The sequence below is a fragment of the Sulfuracidifex tepidarius genome, assembly GCF_008326425.1.
GTDB classification, from domain to species: Archaea; Thermoproteota; Thermoprotei_A; order Sulfolobales; family Sulfolobaceae; genus Sulfuracidifex; species Sulfuracidifex tepidarius.
Window position 1 is genome coordinate 2,450,102 of record NZ_AP018929.1, and the last position, 23,178, is coordinate 2,473,279.

Sequence of the window (23,178 nt, forward strand, 5' to 3'; positions counted from 1 at the left end):
AAAACTCCTTTATCTACTTACTTTAAAAAATATCATATCTTACCCGAATCTCCTGTGAAGAAGCAAAAGGATTGCAACAATTACAAGAGTGACGATAACAGCAATTATCATGGAGTCGTATGAATTTACCGGCTTATACGGCAAGTTAGTATCGCTCAAGCTATGATACGGAAAACTGACGCTAGGAGGAATATAATTATTACCTATGAATGATATCTCACCTTCGGTTATTGGAGTTCCTGTAGACACACTGACTTCCTTGAGCTTCAACAGAAGTCCATCCTTTCCTAAATACAGATACTGGATTAGAGTACCAGCGGAAGAAACGTTCTTGTACAAGTAAGAAGTGAAAGTACCAGCAGGTGTTGTTACCTTAGTTTGGTTCACAAACATGAAGTTCTCCCCGTTAAATGTTATGTTCTTGTTTCCAACTTGAGGAGAGAACGTGGTGAAGGTCTCATTGAGCTCATTCAAGCTTAGATAATTATATACAGAGACTCCGTCAATGGATCTAGAAGCTACTACAGACTCATTTGGTAATGTCCTTAGCTCAAACTCGTTAAGCGCGATTACTCCATTAGAGAAGACTAAAGGATAGAACACCTCTATCTCTGAGGTGGGAAGTAGGGTAGCAGCTGTTGGATTGAACTCATATATTGAGTACTGATATGTAGAGTTTATATCACTTTGATTCAGGTTGGGTATTAAATTAGCTAAGCTTAACGTAAAGGTGTTAAAGCTTTTCAGTGACATATTGAAAGTGGAGTTATCCAAATAATAAATTACTCCGTTACTTAAAACTGTCATATTGTAGTTCCCTGCGCTATCAATTACCTTGAAATCATAGGCAGTTTCTTGATTTCCATTCAGATTAACCGTGACCTGCTTTAAGAATTCAAATACAAGAGAGGAACTTGGAGAAGAGATTCCGTAAGTTAAGTTAGCCAGATAATTCGGTAAGACGAATGGGTACTCAAGGGTAAAGGGGTCGAGTTCAGGATTGATGGTGAAGTTGCCCTTGTAGAATGAAATGTTCTGGGTCGTGTAGTTTCCCGATATTTTAACGGTGAGGTTTCCGTAGGAGTTATATTTTATAACAGAGTAATTTACAAGATATGTAGCATTTATTTTTTTAGTAGCCATAGTGGAACTTGTTGTGTTACTTTTAGTAGAATTAGATGTTTGTTTAGTTACCCCTGTTACTGTGGCGTTAATCTGCTTAACTAAATAACTCATGGAAGAAGGTAAAGTAAGGGAACTATCTACTTTACCTACATCAGGAGGCTGATAAGAACTAACTAAAGCTAATGAAGGCAAAGCTACCTCGCCAACCAATAGTAATGTGATAAGAGCTAAGAGTAAACCTTTCATCAGTGGAAACCGTAAGGTACAAAATATTAATTTTTATCCATATGCCTATGGACAGACCACTTGTTGCGGTAGGAGGACTGATCATGAAGGATGGAAAAGTTTTGCTTGTAAAGAGAGGAAAGCCCCCGAACGCAGGGACGTGGGCTATACCCGGAGGGAAAGTGGAGTACGGGGAAACACTTCAGGAAGCACTAAAGAGAGAGATAACGGAGGAAACCGGACTACTGGTGGAGCCGGGGAAAGTAGTAGCTCTAGTTCAGATAATAAAAGAGGGCTTCCATTACGTCATTTTCGACTTCTCGTGCGAAATCGTAGGGGGGAATTTAGAAGCCTCCTCTGACGCAAAAGACTCGAGGTTCTTCTCGCTAGAGGAGATTAGAAGGTTGGAGACTACCCCGTCCACTATCGAGATGATCGAAAGGTATGCGAAAAAGGAGGAAATACCTTTATTTATTCTAGACAGAGATCTACAAAAGTAGAAGCATTTTCCTTCTTAGTTATTTAGAAATTTGATTATTTCTTCATTATGATAACTTTTTGATTTAGTCTATTCGTGCATAGATGAACAAACTCTTTTTTTAAAAATCTTCTCTTTTTGTCAGTATTACTTACTCTAACCTCCAAGTTGACCCTTCTTTCGAGTCCATAATTTTAATCCCAGACTTAGCTAGAGCGTCCCTTATCAGGTCTGACGCTTCATACATCTTCTTCTCCCTTAGATTTTTCCTAACTTCAAGTATGTTCTCTACCAAGGTGTTCATGTGCTTCCCTTGCGATTCCAACTCATCATCAAGAACTCCAAACACTTGATTGAAGTCACGCATTAAGTCCATTGCCGTCACGGCACTGAGGAAATCTCGCTCCTGTTGTATTTCTGTAAATATTAAAGAGGCAAGATCATGAATTGAAGCTAAAGCCGAAGGTGTGTCGAAGTCGTCATCTAAGGCTTGGTAAAACCTTTGCCTCATCGTCAGCACTTTCTGGAAAGTCCTAATCCCATCTTGAGAAGAGTAGAACTTATTTCCCTCCCTAAGCACTGACCTCAGTATAGCTAGGGCGTTATGAAACCTCTCAATTGAGCTCTTAGCTTGTTCCATTGTTTCGTCACTGAAATCAACGTTACTCCTATAGTGGGAAGAGAGGAACCATAGCCTAAGCGTTGAAGGACCCCATTCCTTTAGAGCGTCCTTAAGGGGTATTATGTTACCCAAAGACTTGGACATCTTCTCCTTCTTTATTGTTATGAAAGCTGTATGTACCCAATACTTCACCCACGGATGCCCAATGAGAGATTCGCTCTGAGCCCTCTCGTTTTCATGGTGCGGAAATATCAGATCCATTCCTCCCCCGTGAATGTCGAAAGTCTCCCCCAGATATCTGGTGGACATGGTAGAACATTCGATATGCCAGCCCGGTCTTCCTCTCCCCCATGGAGATTCCCAGAAAGGTTCGTTCGGCTTAGAAGCCTTCCATAGCGCAAAGTCATAGGAATGTCTCTTTTCCTTTATCGTTTCTTCTCCTTGATTCCACAAGTTCTTCATGGTGTTGGAGAGCTCTCCATATTTATCGTACGTATCCACGTCGAAGTACACGCTACCGCTTTCCGCTACATACGCCTTACCTTTCTCTATCAGCCTGCTCACAAAATCGATTATATCTTTCACATGTTGAGATACCCTCGGATGGAGGTCAATCTTTACCTTGAGTAGCTCTAAGGACTCCAAGTAGCTGTTACTGTACATGGCTACTATCTCTTCCCATCCCTTTCCAGTCTCATTGGATTTCTTTATTATCTTGTCATCTATATCTGTAATATTCTGTACCCTAATTACGTCATAACCCTTAAGCTTGAAGTACCTGCTCATCATATCATAAGCTACGAAAGTCCTACCATGGCCTATATGAACTTCATCGTATACTGTAGGCCCGCAGACATACATTTTAACTGTAGAACCGCTGGGTTCGAAGTCCTGAACAGACCTGCCAAGCGTATTGAAAATTCTCATATGACTTACAAGATTGAGGACGGCTTAAATAAATTAGAAGTCAACTCCCTAGCTCTGGGTATATTGTACAGTTTATCTGGTATCTCGTGAAGAGACTCAGCCATGGCAATGGACATGATTCCCCCTATCATCATGAGTGAACTAACGTTCATGAGATCATCATCATAAAAGCCCTTGACTAAAGTAGCATGTAGAACTTCTGCCGTAATCGAGTCTATTTCACTTGAATATATCACTACAGGATGAAGGTTATACCCGTGAACGTAACTCTCCACCTCGTTATGATTTACCTCTGGTATCTCGCCGTAAAACGCAGGGTATTTGGCGTTTTCATTTACCTCCTGCTTATACCTCTTGGCTATACCTAGAAAGCGTGATGAGTAGAAAACAGGTATTTTCCCCATCACCAAGTTAGCCAAACTAGTACCCTCTTTGACTATTTCGTCCTTCTTCTCCTTCACGCCTAGAGCTAGCCTTTCGAGGTTTAGCTTATCCCCAGTCTTCTCAGACACTATCTTGAGGAGAGGCGTTATCAGGTAAGGAAAAGAATATCTGGTTTGAGATCCTGCCTTAACTGTCACTTGTTTTATCCCTTTCTCTTTGGCGAACTTGCCAAGGATTCCGCCTGAGGTTATTATTATCACGTCTGAACCCTTCTGGATAGCCCTCTTTACATCCTCTATCGTCTCCGACGTGTTACCAGAGTAGCTAACAGCAAGGAGGGTTTCATTTCCTTCTAAAGAATTCCCTATCTCAGGAAAGAATATCCTAGCTATATCACCTATTATACCACTCCCTCCGATTCCGGAAAAGGAAAATTTCGAAAACTTAGCTTCTGGCACTTCCATCTTTAACGCTTCATCGAACTTAACGTCCCAGTCTATGTAAGGGTTTTCCATCTCATTCATGCCTTTTTCATGCTAATACTAACATTTATGGTTGCTGGTGTTCCTGAAACTGAAATATTGATATTTTCAACTCCCATCTCTTTCGATACCTCCTTTATCATTAGCACGGCCTCTGAAATGGAGAACGAAATTGAAGAGATCAGCTTCTCCACAACGTCTGCTATTCTTTCCTTCATTAACATGGATAGTGATGTAGGTTGCATGAGGTACACATTGATAAGGTTTATTTTCTCAAGCAACTGAAGAAAATTTCCTAAAAGCTCATCCCACTCCTTCTGCTGTGATGCTTTCTCCATTGCTGAGAGATTAGATACCATCTTCTGTATCTGTGATTTGACGAACCTAACGGTATCAGCTTCATTGAATGAAAGCTCATTTTCCCTAATAGAACTGAGTTCCTTGTATACTTCATCGAATTTAGTTTCTGCTTTCATGAGATAAATTTTCCAATGATAGTTATAAAGGTGTTTCTTAAGGAGAATTTATGGAAAGAGTTCTTATAATAGGTGGAGGGGCCGCAGGGATGACTGCTGCATCATGGATTAGAAGGTTGGCCCCTAACATGAAAGTGACAGTGCTCGAATCGACCTCAATGGTGAGCCATGCTCCTTGCGGGGTTCCCTACTTCCTGGAGGGGCTCTTCGACGACCCTAAGCTTTTCATGACTTACGAACCTTCATTCTTCATCCAAAAGAGAGGGATCGATCTGAGAGTTAACGCTAAGGTAAGAGAGATAGACGTCTCTTCCAGGGTAGCTAAGATAGGGGATGAGAACGAAACCGTTGAGTTCGATTACTTGATCATTGCAACAGGGTCAATTCCGTCGGAAATCAAGACTGATGGAAAGGACAAAGTGTTCTTCGTTCACCATCCTGCACATGCAGAGGAACTCCGAAAGGCACTTTGGTCCCTCGAAAAGATTGCGGTTATAGGAGGAGGGATTCTAGGAGTTGAGACGTCCGAGGCGTTGGTGTCAAAAGGAAAGAAGGTAGTCATGATACACCACGGAAGCCGTCCCCTCAACAGGATGTTGGACGATGATATGGCGTCTTTCATTTCTCCTAAGATAGCGAGAGACCTAGACATGAGGCTATCTGAGTCGGTGCTGGAAGTAAGAAATGGAGGAAGAACTGTGATCACTAACAAAGGAGAATACAAGGTGGACGGAACAGTTGTAGCAATAGGAGTAAAGCCTAACTCTTCCCTTGTGAAAGGACAACTAGAACTGGGAATTCATGGATCAGTGGTCGTAAACGATAAAATGGAGACATCAGAGAAGGGTATCTACGCTGTCGGAGATGTAGCACAGTCGACAAACGTGATCACTGGGAAACCAGATTGGGTTCCTTATGCTCCAGTGGCTAATAAGATGGGTTTCGTAGCAGCGTTTAACGTAGCAGGTTTGGAAAAGAAGTTCCCTGGGGTTGTCGGTACTATGATCACTAAATATAAAGAGACCCAAGTAGGCAAAGTAGGTCTAACCTACGAAGAAGCTTTGAAGACTAACATGAAGGCAGTAGAAGCTAAAGTTCAGCACAAAACTAGAGCTAGATATTACCCGGGTTCTAAAGACATATGGGTGAAGCTGATAGCTGAGGAGAGTTCCGGCAGAGTGTTGGGGGCTCAGATAGTTGGTGACGAAGAGGTATTAGGAAGGTTAGACGTTCTAGCCTTAGCAATGATGAAAGGGCTAACTGTAGAGGACTTATTCTTCATGGAGAACGCTTACCTTCCAGCTGTAGCCAGGGTATGGGATCCTATAGTTCTAGCTGCGAGGAAGATATACGCTGGAGACTAGGAAAAAGAGGTATTACCGACTTTAATCGCACCATATTTAAATATTTCGATCATTAAATATGTTTTGTACAATGACGTTGCAGAGGCTAGACTTAAGGACTGTCTTGTATGACGTGGTAGAAAAATACATTGCGGGGTACTTCGATAACGACGTCCTTGAGAAAGGAGAGACCGAATGGTATGAAAGTGAAGTTTCGATCCCAGCTACTGACGTAGATGACCTCATCAAAGAGGCGTCTATTTCTTCGATCCCTGACGTGTTTGCTGTTGATGGGAGTAGCAGGACGTTCATTTCCTCAAAGGGAGTAGTAAGTATAGCCTCTGTATCGATCTCTTCAAACCGTTACCCTTTAGTAGGAGTTTACCCATCCGTCTCGGGCTTACCTAATTTAGATCTCTCGGTTCCATTCATAGCCCTCGCATCGTCATTCAAATATCCCGGAATAACGCCTTTCCTTTACTGTAACAACATGATTTCCACTGTCTCCATCGACGGAACTCCATTCAGCTCATTCCAGAACCCCGAAACTATAGAAGCTGAGATAAGATTGGCTCTGGAGACCGAAGCTATTTTGTCAAGTAAAATAAACAGCGGTTCCCTCCTGATTGTAGATGGACCTATTTTCCCTCCTTCAATCTTCCTGAGATATCAGGTTAAGGAAAAGTTAAGTCGAAGGAGGAAAACTATATTGAACGACAAGAAAGTTGTAGGCATAGTGAAGAGGCTAGACAAGTCTCAGTTCTTGAGGTCGTCCCTTAGGGAAGATTTCAGAAAAGAGTTCGTCATTAGGTACAAGGTTGATCCGTTAGCGTTCCTGAACGATGAGGCATTCCTTTTGAGACTTTACGATACTGTAGAATCAAGACCTTACAAACCTATAGTCGTGGGACCTTTCAGAAAGGAAGATGAGACCGAGGTGTTCATTAACTATTTAGTGTACCCTTTTCACCCTTACGTTAAGAGGTTCTCAGTCCTGAGGATTGAGACCACCACGAAGGACATGGAGGTTCCAAACATAATCTCCTCGTTAGACTTCACAAAGGACGGAATACCCTCTGTCCTAGCTATGGCAGACTCTTCGGCTAAGGCTGTAACTTCCGGTATACTGAGAGTCATTTCAACGATCATGGAAAGAATAGGGGTACAAGCGAGTTTCAGCTCTAGAATAGGGGTGGAGACGTGAACGATGAATCGCTATTCAACGATATAAAGGAGAGGATATCTCAGGCTAACACTCTAGCTGTGACCCTCGGATCTCAGGTCATAGGAAAAGTAGCACGACACATGCCTTCCAAAGTATCTCCAGAAGATATAACTGTGAATGTTTCAGTTGACCCGGTAACATACTACAAGCTACCATTTCTAGGTAGGGTTGGTCTATTCCTGGGTGCTGTAGATATAAAAACTCTGTACTTCGTGTTGCTCAGAATAGTTGGTTATGAAAGGACTGATGCGACGTCTCTTTTTGTAGGAGACTCTAGCGTATTGAGTGCGTCCTCTACCAACGAGGACGAACCTGGCTCGCTCATCACTAACGTTACCGTAAAATGCGAACCCTTGACGAGGATGGACGTCCTCTCAGGAGGAGAGCTGGAAGTAGCTGACTTAGTCCTCGAACCGCAGTCTCCAGTCTTTCTTCCTTACTCCGACATTATAGAGAAAGCCTTAGACACAAAGAGGGGGAAACTATATCTAGGCTATCTGGATAACGCTTACACGAAAGTCAAGGTAGGGATTTCCCCTGAAGACCTCAACTTTCACGTTTCTGTGCTCGGAACTACTGGTGCAGGAAAGACCTCTTTCATCAAGGACGTAATCGGAGGAGTTTACCTGACCGAGGCCGACTCCAAGACCTTCGTCCTTGATGCCACTGGAGACTATTATAACGTGTTTTTACCGCCTAACATGAGAGACGTAGCTGTCTCGAGAGGGATCTCGGAGTTCTCAAGTCTTTATGGTTCATCAATACGTGACTTGAAGGTCAACATAGTGTTCCCGTTGACTTGGAAATGGAGAAGGAAGAACCAAGTGAAGACAGTTGAGGACATCACAAATCTGTACTTCAACACTTACGTGAAACCCCTAGTAGATTTCATTCAATCCAGGGGGATATCTCTGAAGACTAAAGTTGATGGGAACGAAATAACGCTGAAAACAGATTACTGGGAAGCCTCTGCATCAATTCATCCATTCTTCTTCAGGTTTTCAGAAATAAGAGGACTTTTCCATAGGTTAAATCCGTACTTCACAGAACAAGCTTCTCAGTTCCTGAGGCAATACATTTCAACCCATAAGGATATAAGAACACTGGACCAACTAGCGGATTCATTGGATGATGAGGAGTTCGAGAATTACAGCGTTCATAAAAGTACTAGAGACAATATAAGGAGAGGACTTTATATCCTACGTGATACGGGTCTATTCGACGTCCCCGCTGAGAAGGATAAGTTCAAGGACTTCCTGGAGGGGAGCCAACGGCTTGTAATAATAGACTTATACAATAGCGAAATAGATGAGTTCTCTCAAAAGATCTTGGCCTACTTTTTCTTGGACAGAATCTTCGATCATAGGGAAAAGCAAATGCGTACCGGAGCAGTAAAAGGGAGGTTCCTGATTGTAATAGACGAGGCACACAGATTCTTTCCGTCAGGTAAAGGCGGAGACGACGACACATATTACGTGAGGAGGGTGGCCGGGAAAATAGCCACCATGATGAGACTTGGCAGAAGAAGGAAACTGGGTTTCATGTTCGCAACCCATAACCCTATGGACCTAAGCGATATTGTCATTCAGCTCTCAAATACCAAAGTACTCTTCAGGATTAAGCAAGAGGTAGGTGAAGAAATGGGGCTCTCTAGATCAGAAGCTAAAGCTCTCTCATGGGAGAAGAACGGAGTAGCTTACATACTTTCGCCTTGGTTCAGAGAGGGGAAGGTAAAGCTCAAGGTTCCAGTGCCTCCTCCTTTGGGTCACTATGACATTTCTAGAACGTAAATGGAAAAAGGAAGCATGATTAATCGCGTTTTTACTCTGGAAATATCTCTATACCTAGTAGGACCTGCTCTTTGAAATGCAATTTAGATCTAAAACCAGTAACACGGAACGCTAGATTCTTCCGATCAGATTTTATCGTGTTTCAAGTATTTTTTTATCCCAGTCAAGATTCAAACTAGTATAGCAGCGAACTCTTGAATTTTTAGACATTACATATTTTTCAATCTTATAAAAATTCATATGAAGATTGAGAAGAATTTAAAATTTATTTCTAATTTTCTAAAATTAATATAAAGATGAATTAGCCTTGCCTCTCACATGAGATTAAGACGATAAATAGGTGAAGTTAAAAACTGATTAAGTGAATTGTGAGCATGCTAAACGAGGCTATACGTAAATTCTTGAAAGAGAAAAACAAAGACAACGCTATACTCTTCATGAAAGAGGTCTCAAGTCTAATACCACCTTCAGATGATTTTTCCATCTTCCTGGTGAAGAGAGGACCTCACGAATACCATCTCGACAGGAAGGGCTTATTCATACAGAGTATAAGCGAGGATGAATACCTACCTTTTTTGTCCGGTACTGAGAAGAGAGTGGATTTCTCCTCATTTCCTGAAGATGCAGTAAAGAAAATAGATTACATAGAGATCCTCAAGCAGCTGAGGGACATCCTCCTGGACTTCTCTCGAAGAGGAGGAGAAAAATATACTAAGATGGCTGAGGAAATTAATGCTCTGATATTTGAAAACTTGAAGTAAAACGGACGGTGATCCTAACGAAGATCTGCGACACTGAGGTCACAGTAGTGAAGCTGATACATTACGGAGACACTAACTTCATGGGCAGACTCCACGGAGGAGATATGTTGAGTTTCCTCGCTGAGGCAGGCATGCTCTCAGCCAGGAAAGTGACCAGAGGTTTGACTCTCCTAGCTTCCCTTGATGACGTGGAGTTCAGGAAACCCGTCAATCTAGGAGACATGGTAGAGATAAGGGCTGAGACGCTCCACAAGGGAAACACGTCAGTTGAGGTATCAATGAGAGCCATCGTGATGGGCGAAGAGGTAGTATCGGCGTCAGGATCTTACGTCAAGGTCGATGACCTGCTCCGGCCTATACGCATTATTGAAGACATCGACGTGTCCCCTTCCTACCAAAAAAGGGTAGAGGAGGCCTTGGAAAGACGAGCGAAGAGACTTAAGCAGTTGAAAGGGGACATGAGGTTCAACGTCCAGGATCCAACATCGGGGCTCAGGTACAGAGTAACCACGTCTTTGCACGTTTCGCCTGATATGACTTACGACGGTAGAATAATCTCTGCAGGGAAATTAATGAAGCTCATGGACGATATGGGAGGTACATTAGGCCTCAAATTGATAGGATACACCCGTTACGATGACGACACATCAGACACAGTAGTGACTGTTGCAGTGAGAAACCTCTCTTTCTATTCTCCCGTGAGGCTCAACGATATCGTTACAATAAGGGCTGGGATCACTTATGTAGGAAAAACATCCATGGAGGCCGTGATCAACGTAATAAGAGAGGACCCCGGTTTCAACGTTACTGAAAACGTGAGCACTGCATACTTCTCTTATGTTAGGGTCGGAAGGGACGGTAAACCTAGGAGGATGCCTGAGTATACTCCTTCTTCTCCTGAGGAGAAACAGGCTTACTCTGAAGCCGTTTCAAGGAGAGATATGCAGAGAAAGAGAACATAGCTATTGCGAGAGCATAGAAACTCATCATATATGCTCCGAACAAAGTTTCAGCCACTCCTACTGCTAACCCGCCTATTATCGAGGCAATATCTTCAGCAGAGTTTAGCAGACCTAACATTGTAGCTCTATTTCTCTTCAAACCCTTTACTACCACTGAGAAGAACGCAGTACTATACACGGGAAATATTGGACCGAAAGCCATGAAGAAACCAACTATTCCTAAACCTATTTTCAGCTGAGACACTACCAGCAAGGCTAGAGCTAGAGATATAACTGCTCTTCCTACTATCGATAAGTAGATGTACTTGATTTCCTTACCTTTAATCATGGATACCGCCTTGTTGTAAACGAACTCGTCTACAAGGTAGAGAATGGTATAACTCAGGAATACAACGTATTCCGGGTTTCCCATGTCGTAATTCAGAGGGACGTAAACTGTAAAGAACAGTTCTGCAGAGAGGTTAAAAGCAAAGTAAGAGATTACTGGGTAATACAAGCCCTTCAAGTCATTCATCATTTCCTTCCTGTTTGCGTTCGTTCTGCCGTCATAGCTAGGGACGAAGAGCATGTTGAACACCAAGGAAACGAGGAAAAGTCCTATTACCACAAGCGGATTGGGGTAAACTGAGGCAAGGATGCTCCCTGCTATATTACCTGCAAGAGAAATCTCTGAAAGGACCGAATTTCCTCTCACTAGATCATCCTCGGTCATGGTCTCTAACAGGACGAGGGAGTAAAGTGGGGCATCTAGGGCAGATATGAAGCCTATCATGGAGTAACCTATGAGACCATTAAAGGAATACACTGCTCCCGACATTGCGCCCATGGAACTCAACACGATCAAAAGCCCCTTCCTTGTCTTCATACTGTCTAGAATCAATCCCCACAAATACGATCCAATTCCATTCAGCCCATTATATAGAGCAGTTATGAGACCTAGCAACAATAACGAATGATGAACTGCGTAAAAATGTACGGGATAAACCAAGCTAACCTCCGTCAAGGCCGTTGTTATAAAGAACTGGCCTATGAACTTCCTCACAAAGATAGGGCTAATCTAATTCCCTTTAAAAAGGCATAGAGCCTAGAACGTTACTTTACCTCATGGGATGCTAGAGACAAACGATGAAATGAGACTATATATACGTGCGGGTACATCGGAAAAATTCACAAGTAATATAGATCATTAATTCCTAAAAAAGGATGTTTTTTCTCTCTCATTTACTTTCTCTATCTCCAAATTTCAAGTATATCTTGATTGGAAAGTACTGGGAACATCATGGACATATTAGCTAAGGATCTCTCATGGGCTTCTTTGTTTCTCGAAGATACTGCCTCCTTAGCGATTACCGGGATGATGCCCAGATTGAAGGCGTGTCTGGCTGAACTTTCCACTCCTATTTCAGTAGCGATTCCGGTGAATATCATGGCTATCTTCCCTGCGTTTCTCATCAAAAGCTCTACATTGGTACCGACGAAAATGCTCGCTGTGTTCTTGTTTAGTATGTAGTCGCCTTGCTCAGGCTTCAGTTCTTCAACTATGTCACCTAAGTTCATCCTCCATCCTTTCCTGAGGGGTGATTCGAACTTCTCTGGAAAAGGAGTTATTTTAGTGTAAATTATTGGAATCCCCTTAGACCTAGCAGAGTGTATTAACTCCCTGGTCTTCGCGATAAATTCTTCTTTGTTAAATATCGAATTCACTAGAGCCTCTTGCACGTCCCACACAACCAAGACTGAATTATCTTTATTTACTAACTTTACCGTATCCGACGGATTGAACGACATGGTAAAGTGTAGTAAAGATATATCTTAAAACTTTCTTCAAATCAATGCGTTACAGAAAACTTCAATTTCTTTAGGTATTAAGCCTGGCTGATTCGCTTTAATCCTGGGTTTACCGTTTACTTAAAAGATAGTTTAACCTGAGCTCTAATAATAGTAGGAGTGATCCACGAAATATCAAATCAGCTGTTCAGTACCTTGTGATCTGGAATGAAAGAAGGAGAGAAGTTCTTTACCTTCACCGGCCCTCACTTCTATGCTCGATGGCTCTGTGACCTCGAAGAGTTCCCATTTAGTGAAAAGCTTGAACTTAACTGCCACATATGCGTGCCCTTCCATTGTAAACATTGATAAAAAGTCTAAAAGTTTTCTAATCTGAATTTCTCTTATTTTTAGTTTCGGTTCCCATGTGCTCTTCACCTCAAAGGCCAGCAAAGTATCTCCAAAAGTGGCGAAAACGTCAGGAAGAGGATTCGGTGAAGAATTCGAAGTCGGTATTCTAACAGCTTTAAATCCTAACGAAGTGAGCGTTTTCACCAGCTCCCTCTCCGCATTTCGTCCTATATCCTTGTTCACGAAATAAGGCTATAGGAGAACAATTAATAAGACTTTAGAGACATTGAGAGAACAGGGATTTCACCCTTATATGAAACGGTGCTTATAGATGAAGTTCTGTCCTAAATGCAAAAGCGTTATGACGCTGAGAAACGGTATTGCTTCCTGCAGAAACTGCGGATATAAGATCAAGGCTGATGAGGAAATGATCCTCAAAGAGAGATATGACCACTCCCACGACAAAATGATAGTAGCAGACGGTAAGAGGATTCAAGGTCGACTTCACTCTGTTCTCTGTCCAAAATGCGGATCTTCAGTCTCCATCCTTGTTAACCCGAGGAAGAGAACATACAAGTGCTCCCTTTGCGGTAATATATTCAGTGAAAACGGTTCCTTTACGTAGAAGTTGTGAACCATCGTTCTTACCTAGAAACCTTGTCTCTGGCTCATAAAGAGTTTTGGTAATAGGCACACGCTAAGTAAAGGTGTAAAAGCGACGTAAATAACATAGGTAGCTTAAATTTCCATATGAGTCAAAATTTTACATAAATCCCTGGCCAATCAATAATAACAACATACAATTATTTACATGCGGGAGGTGGGATTTGGACCCACGCAGGCCTACGCCACCGGAGCCTCAGTCCGGCCCCTTTGGCTTAGCTCGGGCACTCCCGCTCACTTTATTACTAAAATAAAGGGCATAAAAACGTTTTCTAAGCCAGGATCCTCATAATTAACCTTTAATAAGAATAAGACGAAATACATCTCGATTAGGGATGAGTCTTTGACAAGTACTCAATAAGTAGACAGGAGCTTAAAGTTCTCCTCAGAGAGCTAAAGAAATGGTCTGCACCAGCTACAGTACTTCTATCACTTTACGTTCCTGAAGGTAGACCAGTAGCTGATGTGGTGAACTTGTTAAGAGAGGAGGCATCCATATCCCAGAACATAAAGCTGAAGCGAACCAGAGATGCCGTGGAGTCAGCCATAACTGGAGCTATAGATAGGCTCACTCAATTGCCGAAGATACCCCCAAACGGGCTAGCTATGTTCTGCGGGGAGAACTTTGATAGCGGAGAGTATAAATGTTACATGTTCTCGCCTCCTGAGAAGGTTCTGGTCTTCTTTTACAGAACCGACAAGAACTTCCATACGGAATTCCTAGAAGACATGGTTGAAGACTCCGAAGCGTTCGGTCTAATAATAGTGGAGAGAGACCAAGCGACCATAGGTTTACTCAGGGGTTCCAGGATAGAAGTTCTAGAGGAATTCGAGGGTTACGTCCCCGGAAAACACATGATGGGTGGACAATCACAGCGACGTATAGACAGGCTAATAGAAGAAGCTTACGACCACTTCCTGAAAGAGGTAGGAGAGAAGGTCAATACATATTTCGTGCCTATAATTGAGGACAAGAAGATGCGTGCGATACTCCTTGGAGGCCCCGGTTACGCTAAAGAGGACTTCTATAAAGGCGACTACGTAGACTACAGAGTGAAGAAACTGATATTACAACCACTTTACGACCTTGCGGATCAGGGGGAGGTGGGGCTCCGCGACATGGTAGTGAAGGCTTCAGACATATTGAAGGAACAGAAGTACATAAAGGTCAACAACCTCATGGATGAAATAAAATACCACTTAGCGAAGGACGATGGAATGGTAATTTACGGAATAAATGAAATAAAGAAAGCCATAGAGCTTGGTGCTGTAGACTCACTAATTGTTTACGACGATCCTAACAACCAAGAACTTCAAAGTTTAATACAGAAAGCTGAAGGCTATGGGACAACAGTTTTCGTGGTGGGAAGCGAGTTACCTGATGCAGAATGGGTTGGGAAAACCTTCGGAGGCGCTGTAGGGAAATTAAGGTTCAAATTATTATAATATAAGTAATAATATCAACAAAATTCTTCTTTTTATTCTAAATTATTTTACTCGAATTTTACCTTTCTTTCAATTTGTATATTATAACTTCCCTCTGTATTTCATCTCTCTCAAAATTTCCTCTATAGAGATAGGGGGAACTGCACCATAGCTGTCAACGAATTCCTTCTCTAACTCTTCAGAGCTCGTCACCTTGCCTTTCTCGTTCATTATTTTGCTCACTAGGTTTATCATGTCTTCCCAGTAGTTCCATGGGTACATGAACCACGTCCATTCTTTCACTTCCTCCGCATAGAAGTCTGGAGTCGATTTGGAAGCAGTGACTATGTGTTGCATCGTGGCAGTCTTAACCACGGAAGGGGAGAAGTTCTTCACCACGAAGTCCTTAGCCAGATCCATGCTGTCCCCGGTGTCTGTTATATCGTCTATGACGAGAGCGTTCTTTCCCTCTAATGATAAAGTGTAGCTATATTTCACCTTAGCTTGAGGCGTGTGAGACGCTGTCTCCACCCAGTGTTCTATTTTTATGGATAGGACGTCCATGACTCCTAAAACGTCCGCAACAATTCTGGCAGGAACGAGACCACCTCTTGCAACTGCAACTATGACATCTACCTTGTATCCACTTTCTCTCACTTTTCTAGCTAAAGAAGTGGATAACTTAACTGCGTAGTCCCAAGTCACTACCTTGACGGGTATCTTCAAGACTATTACCATCACCTTAATCAGAAGGAAAGTTAAAAATCTTCTGACCGACGTCGTTCTTCGCGAAACAAATTTTTTTATTGAATTTAAGAAAGTTAGCCTGTGTTAGAGCAAAAAGAAAGAGCCTCGGTCGCAATAATAGGGGGTTCAGGAATTTACGATCTGTCATACATAAGCGACGTTAAGGAAATCAAGGTGTACACACCCTACGGCTCGCCCAGTGATTTAATCTCGGTAGGTAGGATGGGCAACGTTAAGGTAGCGTTCCTTCCCAGACACGGGAAGAACCATAGAATCCCTCCCCACATGATAAACTACAGAGCCAACATATGGGCATTGAAGGAGTTAGGAGTTAAGTGGGTCATTTCCGTTTCCGCTGTGGGAAGTCTAAGGATGGACTACAAACCTGGAGACTTCGTGGTTCCGGATCAGTTCATAGACATGACAAAGAAGAGAGAATACACTTTCTTTGATGGCCCGGTCGTAGCCCACGTCTCTATGGCAGACCCCTTCTGCAACTCGCTGAGAAAGAGGCTAATAGAGAAAGGTAATAGTCTGGGCATTGTAGTCCACGGCCAGGGAACATACATCTGTATAGAGGGCCCTAGGTTCTCAACCAGAGCTGAAAGCAGGGTTTGGAAGGACTCCTTTAAGGCAGACATCATAGGAATGACAGCAGTACCTGAGGTCAACCTAGCGTGCGAGGCCCAAATGTGTTATGCAACATTAGCTATGGTCACCGACTACGACGTTTTCGCCGACATCCCAGTGACTGCAGAGGAGGTAACTCAAGTGATGAAGAGGAACACCGAAAACGCGAAGAAGCTTGTGATGGAAGTCATCAAAGATTTACCCGAATCTCCAAACAGGGAAGATTGCTCATGCTGCAGTTCACTGGAGAACGCATTACTGTAAAGGAACTTGATATAGAAACCAAGCCGGATTACATAGTCTATGACGACGCGGGCTACCTCCCTGCATCCTCCTATGCCAGAGGACTTTCTTCCCTGCTGTTCTTTGCACCTAAGGTATACAACGTTCACGAGTTTACCTATACCGTAGCCCCTTATTGCGACCTTGGAAAGGTAGTGGCTTTCGTCGGCGACGAAGAGAACGTGGTGAGGATCACAGATACGTTAAGATACATCGAAGCTAGCTTGCAACTCTTCACGTGGAAACTTCCTCAAGGTTTAGAAAAGAAGGGAGGAGATGTTAATATCACCCTATTTGAGGGAAACAAGTACGGGTCCGTGTCACTGGCGTTCTCAATTCTAGCTTCATTATCTAAGTTAAAGAGAAATCCTAGGACTGAAAGAATACTCGAGCAACTTTCAGACTTCTCTGACCTCCAGCCGTGGCTGGACAGCCTAGGTCAAGGAATAGATGTTTCAAGGTATCAAGTTATACTTTCACCTATAATGGAACCAGCATCTTTCCACCTCAGGAAAGCTGGTCTTGATGTAAAAACCATGGCAAACTATAATATATTAATTAACTCATTAATAATATATAATGGTTCTGACATGATGTCTATGAGAAGAGTAATAACAATGATGTCAAGTAAAGGAGTAGAAACTAAACAGATTCTCCTAGATTCTGATCCACTTATGGCTCCTTCATATTTAACGATTAAAATGGGTGCTTGAAATGTCTTTGCTAGAGTTCTGGGGGAAAACTAAATCAACAATAGACTTGATGATAGAGGACTTCTTGAAAGGAGTGAAGGAATGGGAGGTTCTCGACATGTCGAACTATATCATGAAAGACGGGAAGAGGTTCAGAGGGACTTTAACTCTCTTCTTCACCGAAGCCTTGGGAGGTAGCTTAGAGTCTGCGTTGAAGGGAGCTGTGGCTACAGAAATACTTCATTCGGCGTCCCTGGCTCTCGACGACATAGTAGACTATGATGTGACTAGAAGGGGAGACAAGTCAGCTTGGCTCGTGTACGGGAACAGGAAAGTGATATTCGTAACTAATTTCCTGATACCTACAGCACTGAACATGATCTCCAGCTACGGCGAAATAGCCCTAAACACAAGCATCAATTTATGGAGAGACACTGCGGTGGGTGCGCTGAAAGATCTTTATGGTAAAAGTGAGGAATATGAGTTAACAATTGATCTAAAAACAAGCAGTTTGTTCAAGTTGTCTACATGCATAGCTTCTTTCGCGTCGAAGAGAGTTGACCTATTAGACTCTTTGCTGGAAATGGGGAGGTTACTGGGAGTGATGTATCAGATCATAGATGACTACATAGACATCAGGACAGTCAAACCGGGGCAGTTAGTAGGAAGCGCCAGACAACTTTACGATCTAACTGGAGATAAGGCAGAAGAGTACGTAAAGACGAACTTCACCAAGTATAAGGAAACCTACTTAAACATAACTAAGTCATTACCTTTCATCCAGAAATTCAGGAACGATATAGAGCAGATGCCGGACTTCCTTGTAACGGGACTTCTTAACGAGGCTGGCATAGATAGTTTTTAAATTAATGAAATTATGCGGAAACATGGTGAAATAATATTAAAATTGCTGTCATTCACGAGTCACAGAAAGTTACTGAAGCATCAAAGGAATTATTACAAGAGATAAAACTACAAGGACATTCAGCTTATTATATTAGACCATCTAAATTGAATGTAATTCTAGGATCCCAAGGGGAAGAGATCAATTATGCTGGGAGGAAATTCACGTTAGATGGAGCACTTCTGAGAAACGTTGGGACAATAACTACTACTGAACAGCTAGTGAAGAGGTTTGACTCTCTAAAGGTCTTGAGAAACGTTGGGACAGTCACAATTAACTCGCCGGAGTCTATTATGCTCGCTAGGGACAAGTTCGCCAGTCTGCTAGAACTGGCAAAGAATCACGTCCCAATACCTGAGACGGCAATGGTGGAAGACCCCAGAGAGGCGATGACGCTCACCGAGAGATGGGGAGAGGTGGTCATCAAACCGTTGATCGGAAGTCTAGGCCTTGGGTCTGTCAAAGTGAGCGACCCTGACATAGCCTATAGGGTGTCAAAGTCAATCCTTTCAGTAAACCAGCCCGTTTACGTCCAAAAATATGTGAAGAAGCCTGACAGAGACATAAGGGTGTTCGTGGTGGGAGACGAGGTGATAGGAAGTATTTTCAGATTTTCCAACGGAAGCTGGAAGACCAATGTGGCTCAAGGTGCGGTAGCACAGATGCTTACGATCTCATCAGAGATAAAGGAAATTGGGCTGAAGGTAGTTAAGGCGATGAAGATGGACTACGCAGGGATAGACGTGGTAGAGGACACTGAGGACAACAGCTACAAGGTATTAGAAGTGAACGCGTCTCCCCTATGGCACGGGTTCAAGACAGCAACTGGGATTAACCCTGCAAAATTTATAGTTAAACACCTCTTAGAAATGATTAAGAAATGAGGACTAACAAACCGACTGAATGGTGAGGATGAGCTCTCGCCCTGATCTATTCGAACTAAACTGAGAGTTAAGAAGAAATTTGAAGTAACTGAGCTGATTGAGATGAGGGTTAACTAGAAAATTTCTGCAAATAAGATTTAGATTAATAGCAAATACAAAACTGTGTGTCTATACACAATTATTGCTCTCCAATTGCAACATTTAAAAAAGCTTGACCTAGTCTACGTTTCTTTTCTCCTTGAGGACTCTCAACACTATCATGGTATAGGTCGACGTAACTCCCTCCAAATTCCCGAGTTTATCTAAAACCTTAGCGAGCTCTTCCCTTGTCTCTACCCTCACCTTCAACAACGCATAGTATTCCCCTGTAACGTCATATATCTCGAATATTTCCTTTTGCTTTATTAACTCCTCTATTACCTTTTCGTACTGTTTAGGCTCTGCCTTTATCATGACGAAAGCAACTACGCTTAACCCTATCTTATCGAAGTCTATGTCGGTGTAAAAACCCCTTATAACACCGTTCTCCTTTAGCCTCTTTATCCTCATGTATATCGTTGCTTCGCTTAAGTTCAACATCTTAGCTAGACGAGAAAAAGGAATCCTAGAGTCCTCTTGAAGTATGTTTAGTATTCTCTTATCTACATCGTCAAGATAGTATGAATTCAAAAGATTGTCCTCCCCAACAACTTTAGAAGATCAAAGTTGTTAAAGTCACCTAAAGCTACTTTCAGTACTAGCTTAGGATCCGACTTCATGAGCACTTTGGTCAGTCCTTTCAGTTGCTCTTTCCCTTTAGACTGAGCTACTATCTTGGCATGCACGTTAAGAGTGTTGTAAAGTTTGGATTTCTTAAATTCCTTGGAAAAATCTTTGTCGTTCAATAAGGAATCAGCGTAGATCTTAGCTGAGAGGATAGAAGGTCTTATTCCTTCCCCTGTCAACGCATAAACGGTACCTAAGGCTTCGCCTATGTATTGCCCGTTAAGTCTCTCCTCGACTATCCCTGTATCGGAGACCCTCGCCCCGTGGAAGAACAACGTCTTGCCCTTGACCAATGGCTTGAGCCTTTCGCGGAGGAAGTTAACGTCAGCGTATCCTCCTATGCCTATCTTTGCGCCATCTCTATCAGGAAATACCCAAGCGTAACCTAAAAGGTCACTATAGAAGTAAAAGTCAACGACTTCAGGATCCTGTTGAAAGTCAGTGACATACTGGATAGCGGGGACAGACCTATCCTTGGGTAATGAGTAATGACCGTTGGCGAAGACTATCTTATCGGCGTGTATTTCCTCCGATCCGACGTAAGGTTTGCCTTCACGTACAGACACGTTGGATTTATACTTCACGTCAAGCTTAGAAGCCATATCTCTGAGGAGCATGGGCTTATCTACAATGTACCCAAGTCTTTCCTCTCCCCTTATATCGTGGACTACTTTCCCGTCAAGGAAAATCCTGAAACCTTTTATTTCACTTACAATGTGTTCTTTCTTCAAGGGGACTATTTCCTCTACCCCATTCATGAGCCCCCATGCGCAGGGTTTATACCCAACGTTGTCCAGGCCCTCATAGACTGTGACTTCGTAGTTCCTTCTCCCCTTCATTGTCCACGCTAGGGAGAGTCCAGCAGGACCTCCTCCAACTACAGCTATGTTCATTGTATCGACCTCTCACTTTCTAAAATACATCATAGCTAAAATTCCCATTATTAGAAAGCCTGAATAAACTACTATAAGTTCATAGAAGTTGCCCATGAATCTACCTATAATTCCTCCTACGAAAACGAACAGGAGTAAAGCCAAGAATCCGTTTCCCATGGAAAGAAGTCTTCCTGCACTGACTGGCAAAATGTTCTTCAAAAATTTGAGCGAGAGAGCCAGTGATATTACAAACGGAATTGAATCAACCAGAGCCATTGCAGCGAAATATCTGGGAGCAGTAGGGAGTATCAAGAAGACTCCGAGACCAGCACCTAAAGCCAGAATGCCTGAAAAATAGAGGCTTGTAATGGAGGCTTTATACCCCGTCCAAGGTCTTTCCTTGTTTAGGAAGTAACCTACCAACGCTAAGCCTATGATAGACCCTACGATAAATGCGGGTAAACTGTGCACGAAACCAGGGACAGCAGTGAGGAGAATCACCACCACTGATATTGTGAGGATTGTTGAGTCCTTCATGTTCGAAGGAAGTTGTAAGTTAAAAATAAAAAATATATCTGTGATAGAAGAGTGTGATATCTTCTGCTCCAGTGATTATTTTACATGGAGGTGCAGGATACTGGGAAGGTAAGAATTTAGATAGTGTTAATTCTGCCTTGAGGGAAGCCTCCAGAAGGGGCTTCGAGGAGTTCCGGAGGGGTTCCTCTATAGAGGCTGTAGTTGAGGCAATATCGTTCATGGAAGATTCAGGAGTATTTGACGCGGGTAAAGGTAGTGTAAAGAATAGCGAAGGTGAGGTGGAGATGGATGCAGGAATTATGGATGGGAAAACATTATCTGCAGGGTCAGTGGTTCTGGTGAGGACGGGTAGCCCCATAAGGAAAGCTTTAGAGGTCATGAAGAAAGGTAAGCATGTCATAATAGCGGAAAGGAAAGGTAATTGGAATACCACGTTTAACTCAGGCAAAGGCGGTGATACCGTAGGGGCAGTAGCATTAGACCTAGAGGGTAGGATAGTAGCAGGTACTAGTACTGGAGGAATATCAGGAAAGGAGCCAGGGAGAATAGGGGACTCTCCTATACCTGGAGCCGGATTCTACGCTACAGAGAGGGTAGGTGTCTCGTCAACCGGGATAGGAGAGGTTATTCTAAGGGTACTTCCAGCAAAGGAAGTAGATACACTGGTCTCCATGGGGATCCTCTTAGACGACGCACTAAATTCCGTGGTAAACAAGGTAAGTCGCATGTTCGGTAAAGGAAATATAGGAATGATAGGAGTAAGTAAATATGGTGATGTTTCTGCTCATTTCAACACTAAAGGCATGCCAAGATGTTATCAAAATAAAGAGAAAATCCAATGTTTGGTATTCGATGGGGATTTCTCATGAAGACTCTCGTCTTGAGTAACATAAGGTTCCCTGAACCTCATATAGAGAGCACACTATCGACCATAATAAAGAAGGAGGAACCGGAGACAATAGTCCTTGATGGGGATACCACACAGTGTTACTGGGACTACGAGTGTCCAAGAGTAATAGACGTGCTTTACGTGATAAGAAGCATAGCTCCTTGGGCACAAGTGGTTTACGTACAAGGCGACATGGATCCACATGCAGTGAAATGCATTACAGCAGAGCCCAGGTATAGGGAGGAGATAATAGGTACAACCATGTACATCACGGAGGCAGCTTCAGTGAAGTATTACATTTTACACGGACATCAGGGAGATTTGGATCAGCTAAGGAGGAGCATAGGTGCCGGACCTTGGGACTGGGTAGTCCTAGGTCAGCCCAAGAGATTGGAAGTCGACAAACTAGCGAGGGTCATTTACGTGGGAGGCATAACTAGGGAATATCCTCCTGAGAGTAGAGGTTACCTAGTTCTCACTGACTCGTCTCATTATATAAGAAGTCTCAAGGCGTGATAAAGTGAAAAATTATTTTATATGATAGTACCTTAATCTCTTCCATGTCAATAACGTATAGACCGATCATCATAATCTCGTCAACTAGACAGGACAAGATCCCAGACTTGATCAAGGACGTTTTCAGGAGCTCCAGAGCTAGCAGCGGTAAGAAGGTGTATCTGCATTACATTAACGACATACCTTTCCATGAGTTCACTTCATATGCTAGAGAACCACTCCTTGACAACATAGACCTCGGAGTTGAGATATACACATGGAAAGAAAATGAAATAGAGAAAATGTTCAAAGTAATTAATGAGGAGTTCTCAGACAACGTAGGGATAATATTTTACTGTGATGAGGATAAAAAGTCACTCATCAAGAAAATTTCTCAATCTTTACCTAATTCCTTCAAAGTTAACTTGGTTAAGGATATGTGTAAGTAGTTTTATAGCTACTGCAGGTTATT

General features: G+C 42.7%; 26 protein-coding genes and 1 tRNA gene. 15 read left to right on the forward strand and 12 right to left on the reverse strand.

Features of this window, described 5'->3' with window-relative positions; translation table 11 throughout:
* Positions 1-39: 39 nt before the first annotated feature.
* Positions 40-1,335 (reverse strand): hypothetical protein, encoded by a 1,296-nt coding sequence (locus tag IC007_RS12485; protein WP_054845227.1) that lies wholly within the window; start codon positions 1,333-1,335, stop codon positions 40-42.
* 83 nt (positions 1,336-1,418) lie between these two features.
* Between IC007_RS12485 and IC007_RS12490 the strand changes: the two genes are divergently transcribed.
* A complete protein-coding gene (locus IC007_RS12490; RefSeq protein ID WP_149528851.1) occupies positions 1,419-1,850 on the forward strand; it encodes an NUDIX hydrolase in 432 nt (143 codons plus the stop codon).
* A gap of 129 nt (positions 1,851-1,979) precedes the next feature.
* Here the strand turns inward: IC007_RS12490 and cysS are convergent, their stop codons facing one another.
* Genes cysS through IC007_RS12505 form a run of 3 tightly spaced genes read right to left on the reverse strand, consistent with a single transcriptional unit; the run spans position 1,980 to position 4,719 of the window.
* Positions 1,980-3,377: a cysteine--tRNA ligase gene (gene cysS, locus IC007_RS12495; RefSeq protein ID WP_054845228.1), complete on the reverse strand. Its 1,398-nt coding sequence runs from the start codon at positions 3,375-3,377 to the stop codon at positions 1,980-1,982.
* Between the two features lie 5 nt (positions 3,378-3,382).
* Positions 3,383-4,276, reverse strand: a complete 894-nt coding sequence (locus IC007_RS12500; RefSeq protein ID WP_054845459.1) for a bifunctional phosphoglucose/phosphomannose isomerase — start codon at positions 4,274-4,276, stop codon at positions 3,383-3,385.
* A gap of 5 nt (positions 4,277-4,281) precedes the next feature.
* Positions 4,282-4,719 (reverse strand): hypothetical protein, encoded by a 438-nt coding sequence (locus tag IC007_RS12505; protein ID WP_054845229.1) that lies wholly within the window; start codon positions 4,717-4,719, stop codon positions 4,282-4,284.
* A gap of 50 nt (positions 4,720-4,769) precedes the next feature.
* On the opposite strand from IC007_RS12505, the gene IC007_RS12510 reads away from it, so the two are divergent.
* From IC007_RS12510 to IC007_RS12530, 5 genes are all read left to right on the forward strand, one after another.
* Entirely contained in the window at positions 4,770-6,083 is a 1,314-nt protein-coding gene (locus tag IC007_RS12510) for an FAD-dependent oxidoreductase (RefSeq protein ID WP_054845230.1), read from the forward strand.
* A 70-nt stretch (positions 6,084-6,153) separates the two neighbouring features.
* Positions 6,154-7,266 carry a DNA double-strand break repair nuclease NurA gene (locus IC007_RS12515; protein ID WP_054845231.1) on the forward strand — a complete coding sequence of 371 codons (1,113 nt, stop codon included), beginning with the start codon at positions 6,154-6,156 and terminating at the stop codon, positions 7,264-7,266.
* On the forward strand, positions 7,263-9,077 hold the full coding sequence (locus IC007_RS12520; RefSeq protein WP_149528852.1) for an ATP-binding protein: 1,815 nt from the start codon (positions 7,263-7,265) through the stop codon (positions 9,075-9,077). Before IC007_RS12515 ends, IC007_RS12520 begins: the two co-directional genes overlap by 4 nt.
* A 374-nt stretch (positions 9,078-9,451) precedes the next feature.
* The gene (locus IC007_RS12525; protein WP_054845232.1) at positions 9,452-9,838 is read left to right on the forward strand and encodes a hypothetical protein; all 387 of its coding nucleotides are present in this window, start codon (positions 9,452-9,454) and stop codon (positions 9,836-9,838) included.
* 8 nt (positions 9,839-9,846) lie between these two features.
* On the forward strand, positions 9,847-10,800 hold the full coding sequence (locus IC007_RS12530) for an acyl-CoA thioesterase (RefSeq protein ID WP_149528853.1): 954 nt from the start codon (positions 9,847-9,849) through the stop codon (positions 10,798-10,800).
* Here IC007_RS12530 and IC007_RS12535 read toward each other — a convergent pair.
* The 3 genes from IC007_RS12535 to hjc form a co-directional block, all read right to left on the reverse strand.
* Entirely contained in the window at positions 10,703-11,842 is a 1,140-nt protein-coding gene (locus IC007_RS12535; protein WP_162204969.1) for an MFS transporter, read from the reverse strand. The two genes, IC007_RS12530 and IC007_RS12535, sit on opposite strands and share 98 nt — an antisense overlap.
* Positions 11,843-12,030: 188 nt before the next feature.
* The gene (locus IC007_RS12540; RefSeq protein WP_149528854.1) at positions 12,031-12,588 is read right to left on the reverse strand and encodes a cysteine hydrolase family protein; all 558 of its coding nucleotides are present in this window, start codon (positions 12,586-12,588) and stop codon (positions 12,031-12,033) included.
* A 174-nt stretch (positions 12,589-12,762) separates the two neighbouring features.
* Positions 12,763-13,161 carry a Holliday junction resolvase Hjc gene (hjc, locus tag IC007_RS12545; protein WP_054845233.1) on the reverse strand — a complete coding sequence of 133 codons (399 nt, stop codon included), beginning with the start codon at positions 13,159-13,161 and terminating at the stop codon, positions 12,763-12,765.
* Between the two features lie 88 nt (positions 13,162-13,249).
* Between hjc and tfs4 the strand changes: the two genes are divergently transcribed.
* Complete coding sequence (gene tfs4, locus IC007_RS12550) at positions 13,250-13,543, forward strand: transcription factor S4 (RefSeq protein ID WP_084739611.1); 294 nt, start codon at positions 13,250-13,252, stop codon at positions 13,541-13,543.
* Positions 13,544-13,730: 187 nt separating this feature from the next.
* On the opposite strand, the gene IC007_RS12555 is transcribed toward tfs4, so the two are convergent.
* Positions 13,731-13,815: transfer RNA gene (locus tag IC007_RS12555), tRNA-Leu, on the reverse strand.
* Positions 13,816-13,938: 123 nt separating this feature from the next.
* On the opposite strand from IC007_RS12555, the gene prf1 reads away from it, so the two are divergent.
* A complete protein-coding gene (gene prf1 / locus IC007_RS12560; RefSeq protein ID WP_054845235.1) occupies positions 13,939-15,027 on the forward strand; it encodes a peptide chain release factor aRF-1 in 1,089 nt (362 codons plus the stop codon).
* Positions 15,028-15,108: 81 nt separating this feature from the next.
* Here prf1 and IC007_RS12565 read toward each other — a convergent pair whose 3' ends face one another.
* Positions 15,109-15,744: a phosphoribosyltransferase gene (locus IC007_RS12565; protein ID WP_149528855.1), complete on the reverse strand. Its 636-nt coding sequence runs from the start codon at positions 15,742-15,744 to the stop codon at positions 15,109-15,111.
* Between the two features lie 90 nt (positions 15,745-15,834).
* On the opposite strand from IC007_RS12565, the gene IC007_RS12570 reads away from it, so the two are divergent.
* From IC007_RS12570 to IC007_RS12585, 4 genes are read left to right on the forward strand one after another with little or no spacing between them, the layout of a single operon-like run.
* The gene (locus IC007_RS12570) at positions 15,835-16,647 is read left to right on the forward strand and encodes an S-methyl-5'-thioadenosine phosphorylase (protein ID WP_054845236.1); all 813 of its coding nucleotides are present in this window, start codon (positions 15,835-15,837) and stop codon (positions 16,645-16,647) included.
* On the forward strand, positions 16,614-17,378 hold the full coding sequence (locus IC007_RS12575) for a hypothetical protein (protein ID WP_054845237.1): 765 nt from the start codon (positions 16,614-16,616) through the stop codon (positions 17,376-17,378). The genes IC007_RS12570 and IC007_RS12575 overlap by 34 nt, the downstream gene beginning before the upstream one ends.
* A gap of 1 nt (position 17,379) precedes the next feature.
* The gene (gdS-2, locus tag IC007_RS12580) at positions 17,380-18,222 is read left to right on the forward strand and encodes a hexaprenyl pyrophosphate synthase (RefSeq protein ID WP_149528856.1); all 843 of its coding nucleotides are present in this window, start codon (positions 17,380-17,382) and stop codon (positions 18,220-18,222) included.
* Positions 18,223-18,272: 50 nt separating this feature from the next.
* On the forward strand, positions 18,273-19,145 hold the full coding sequence (locus IC007_RS12585) for an ATP-grasp domain-containing protein (protein ID WP_232049063.1): 873 nt from the start codon (positions 18,273-18,275) through the stop codon (positions 19,143-19,145).
* A 216-nt stretch (positions 19,146-19,361) separates the two neighbouring features.
* On the opposite strand, the gene IC007_RS12590 is transcribed toward IC007_RS12585, so the two are convergent.
* Genes IC007_RS12590 through IC007_RS12600 form a run of 3 tightly spaced genes read right to left on the reverse strand, consistent with a single transcriptional unit; the run spans position 19,362 to position 21,322 of the window.
* Positions 19,362-19,814: an Lrp/AsnC family transcriptional regulator gene (locus tag IC007_RS12590; protein ID WP_054845239.1), complete on the reverse strand. Its 453-nt coding sequence runs from the start codon at positions 19,812-19,814 to the stop codon at positions 19,362-19,364.
* Positions 19,811-20,803 carry an NAD(P)/FAD-dependent oxidoreductase gene (locus tag IC007_RS12595; protein WP_149528858.1) on the reverse strand — a complete coding sequence of 331 codons (993 nt, stop codon included), beginning with the start codon at positions 20,801-20,803 and terminating at the stop codon, positions 19,811-19,813. Before IC007_RS12595 ends, IC007_RS12590 begins: the two co-directional genes overlap by 4 nt.
* Before the next feature lie 12 nt (positions 20,804-20,815).
* Positions 20,816-21,322 carry a hypothetical protein gene (locus IC007_RS12600; RefSeq protein ID WP_054845240.1) on the reverse strand — a complete coding sequence of 169 codons (507 nt, stop codon included), beginning with the start codon at positions 21,320-21,322 and terminating at the stop codon, positions 20,816-20,818.
* Between the two features lie 53 nt (positions 21,323-21,375).
* Here IC007_RS12600 and IC007_RS12605 point away from each other — a divergent pair, with 53 nt between their 5' ends.
* From IC007_RS12605 to IC007_RS12615, 3 genes are read left to right on the forward strand one after another with little or no spacing between them, the layout of a single operon-like run.
* Entirely contained in the window at positions 21,376-22,191 is an 816-nt protein-coding gene (locus IC007_RS12605; protein WP_149528859.1) for an isoaspartyl peptidase/L-asparaginase, read from the forward strand.
* A complete protein-coding gene (locus tag IC007_RS12610) occupies positions 22,188-22,727 on the forward strand; it encodes a metallophosphoesterase family protein (protein WP_149528860.1) in 540 nt (179 codons plus the stop codon). Before IC007_RS12605 ends, IC007_RS12610 begins: the two co-directional genes overlap by 4 nt.
* Before the next feature lie 44 nt (positions 22,728-22,771).
* Positions 22,772-23,155, forward strand: coding sequence for a DUF5751 family protein (locus IC007_RS12615; protein ID WP_054845241.1), 384 nt, complete (start codon positions 22,772-22,774; stop codon positions 23,153-23,155).
* Positions 23,156-23,178: the final 23 nt, after the last annotated feature.

Excerpts from the sequence above, each read along its gene's own strand:
- IC007_RS12515 (WP_054845231.1), top strand. The coding sequence starts at position 6,154 with ATGACGTTGCAGAGGCTAGACTTAAGGACTGTCTTGTATGACGTGGTA.
- gdS-2 (WP_149528856.1), top strand. The coding sequence starts at position 17,380 with ATGTCTTTGCTAGAGTTCTGGGGGAAAACTAAATCAACAATAGACTTG.
- IC007_RS12540 (WP_149528854.1), bottom strand. The coding sequence starts at position 12,588 with ATGTCGTTCAATCCGTCGGATACGGTAAAGTTAGTAAATAAAGATAAT.
- IC007_RS12565 (WP_149528855.1), bottom strand. The coding sequence starts at position 15,744 with ATGGTAATAGTCTTGAAGATACCCGTCAAGGTAGTGACTTGGGACTAC.
- IC007_RS12615 (WP_054845241.1), top strand. The coding sequence starts at position 22,772 with ATGTCAATAACGTATAGACCGATCATCATAATCTCGTCAACTAGACAG.
- IC007_RS12500 (WP_054845459.1), bottom strand. The coding sequence starts at position 4,276 with ATGGAAAACCCTTACATAGACTGGGACGTTAAGTTCGATGAAGCGTTA.
- IC007_RS12505 (WP_054845229.1), bottom strand. The coding sequence starts at position 4,719 with ATGAAAGCAGAAACTAAATTCGATGAAGTATACAAGGAACTCAGTTCT.
- IC007_RS12595 (WP_149528858.1), bottom strand. The coding sequence starts at position 20,803 with ATGAACATAGCTGTAGTTGGAGGAGGTCCTGCTGGACTCTCCCTAGCG.
- cysS (WP_054845228.1), bottom strand. The coding sequence starts at position 3,377 with ATGAGAATTTTCAATACGCTTGGCAGGTCTGTTCAGGACTTCGAACCC.
- IC007_RS12490 (WP_149528851.1), top strand. The coding sequence starts at position 1,419 with ATGGACAGACCACTTGTTGCGGTAGGAGGACTGATCATGAAGGATGGA.
- IC007_RS12575 (WP_054845237.1), top strand. The coding sequence starts at position 16,614 with ATGCTGCAGTTCACTGGAGAACGCATTACTGTAAAGGAACTTGATATA.
- IC007_RS12600 (WP_054845240.1), bottom strand. The coding sequence starts at position 21,322 with ATGAAGGACTCAACAATCCTCACAATATCAGTGGTGGTGATTCTCCTC.
- IC007_RS12510 (WP_054845230.1), top strand. The coding sequence starts at position 4,770 with ATGGAAAGAGTTCTTATAATAGGTGGAGGGGCCGCAGGGATGACTGCT.
- tfs4 (WP_084739611.1), top strand. The coding sequence starts at position 13,250 with ATGAAGTTCTGTCCTAAATGCAAAAGCGTTATGACGCTGAGAAACGGT.
- IC007_RS12610 (WP_149528860.1), top strand. The coding sequence starts at position 22,188 with ATGAAGACTCTCGTCTTGAGTAACATAAGGTTCCCTGAACCTCATATA.
- IC007_RS12525 (WP_054845232.1), top strand. The coding sequence starts at position 9,452 with ATGCTAAACGAGGCTATACGTAAATTCTTGAAAGAGAAAAACAAAGAC.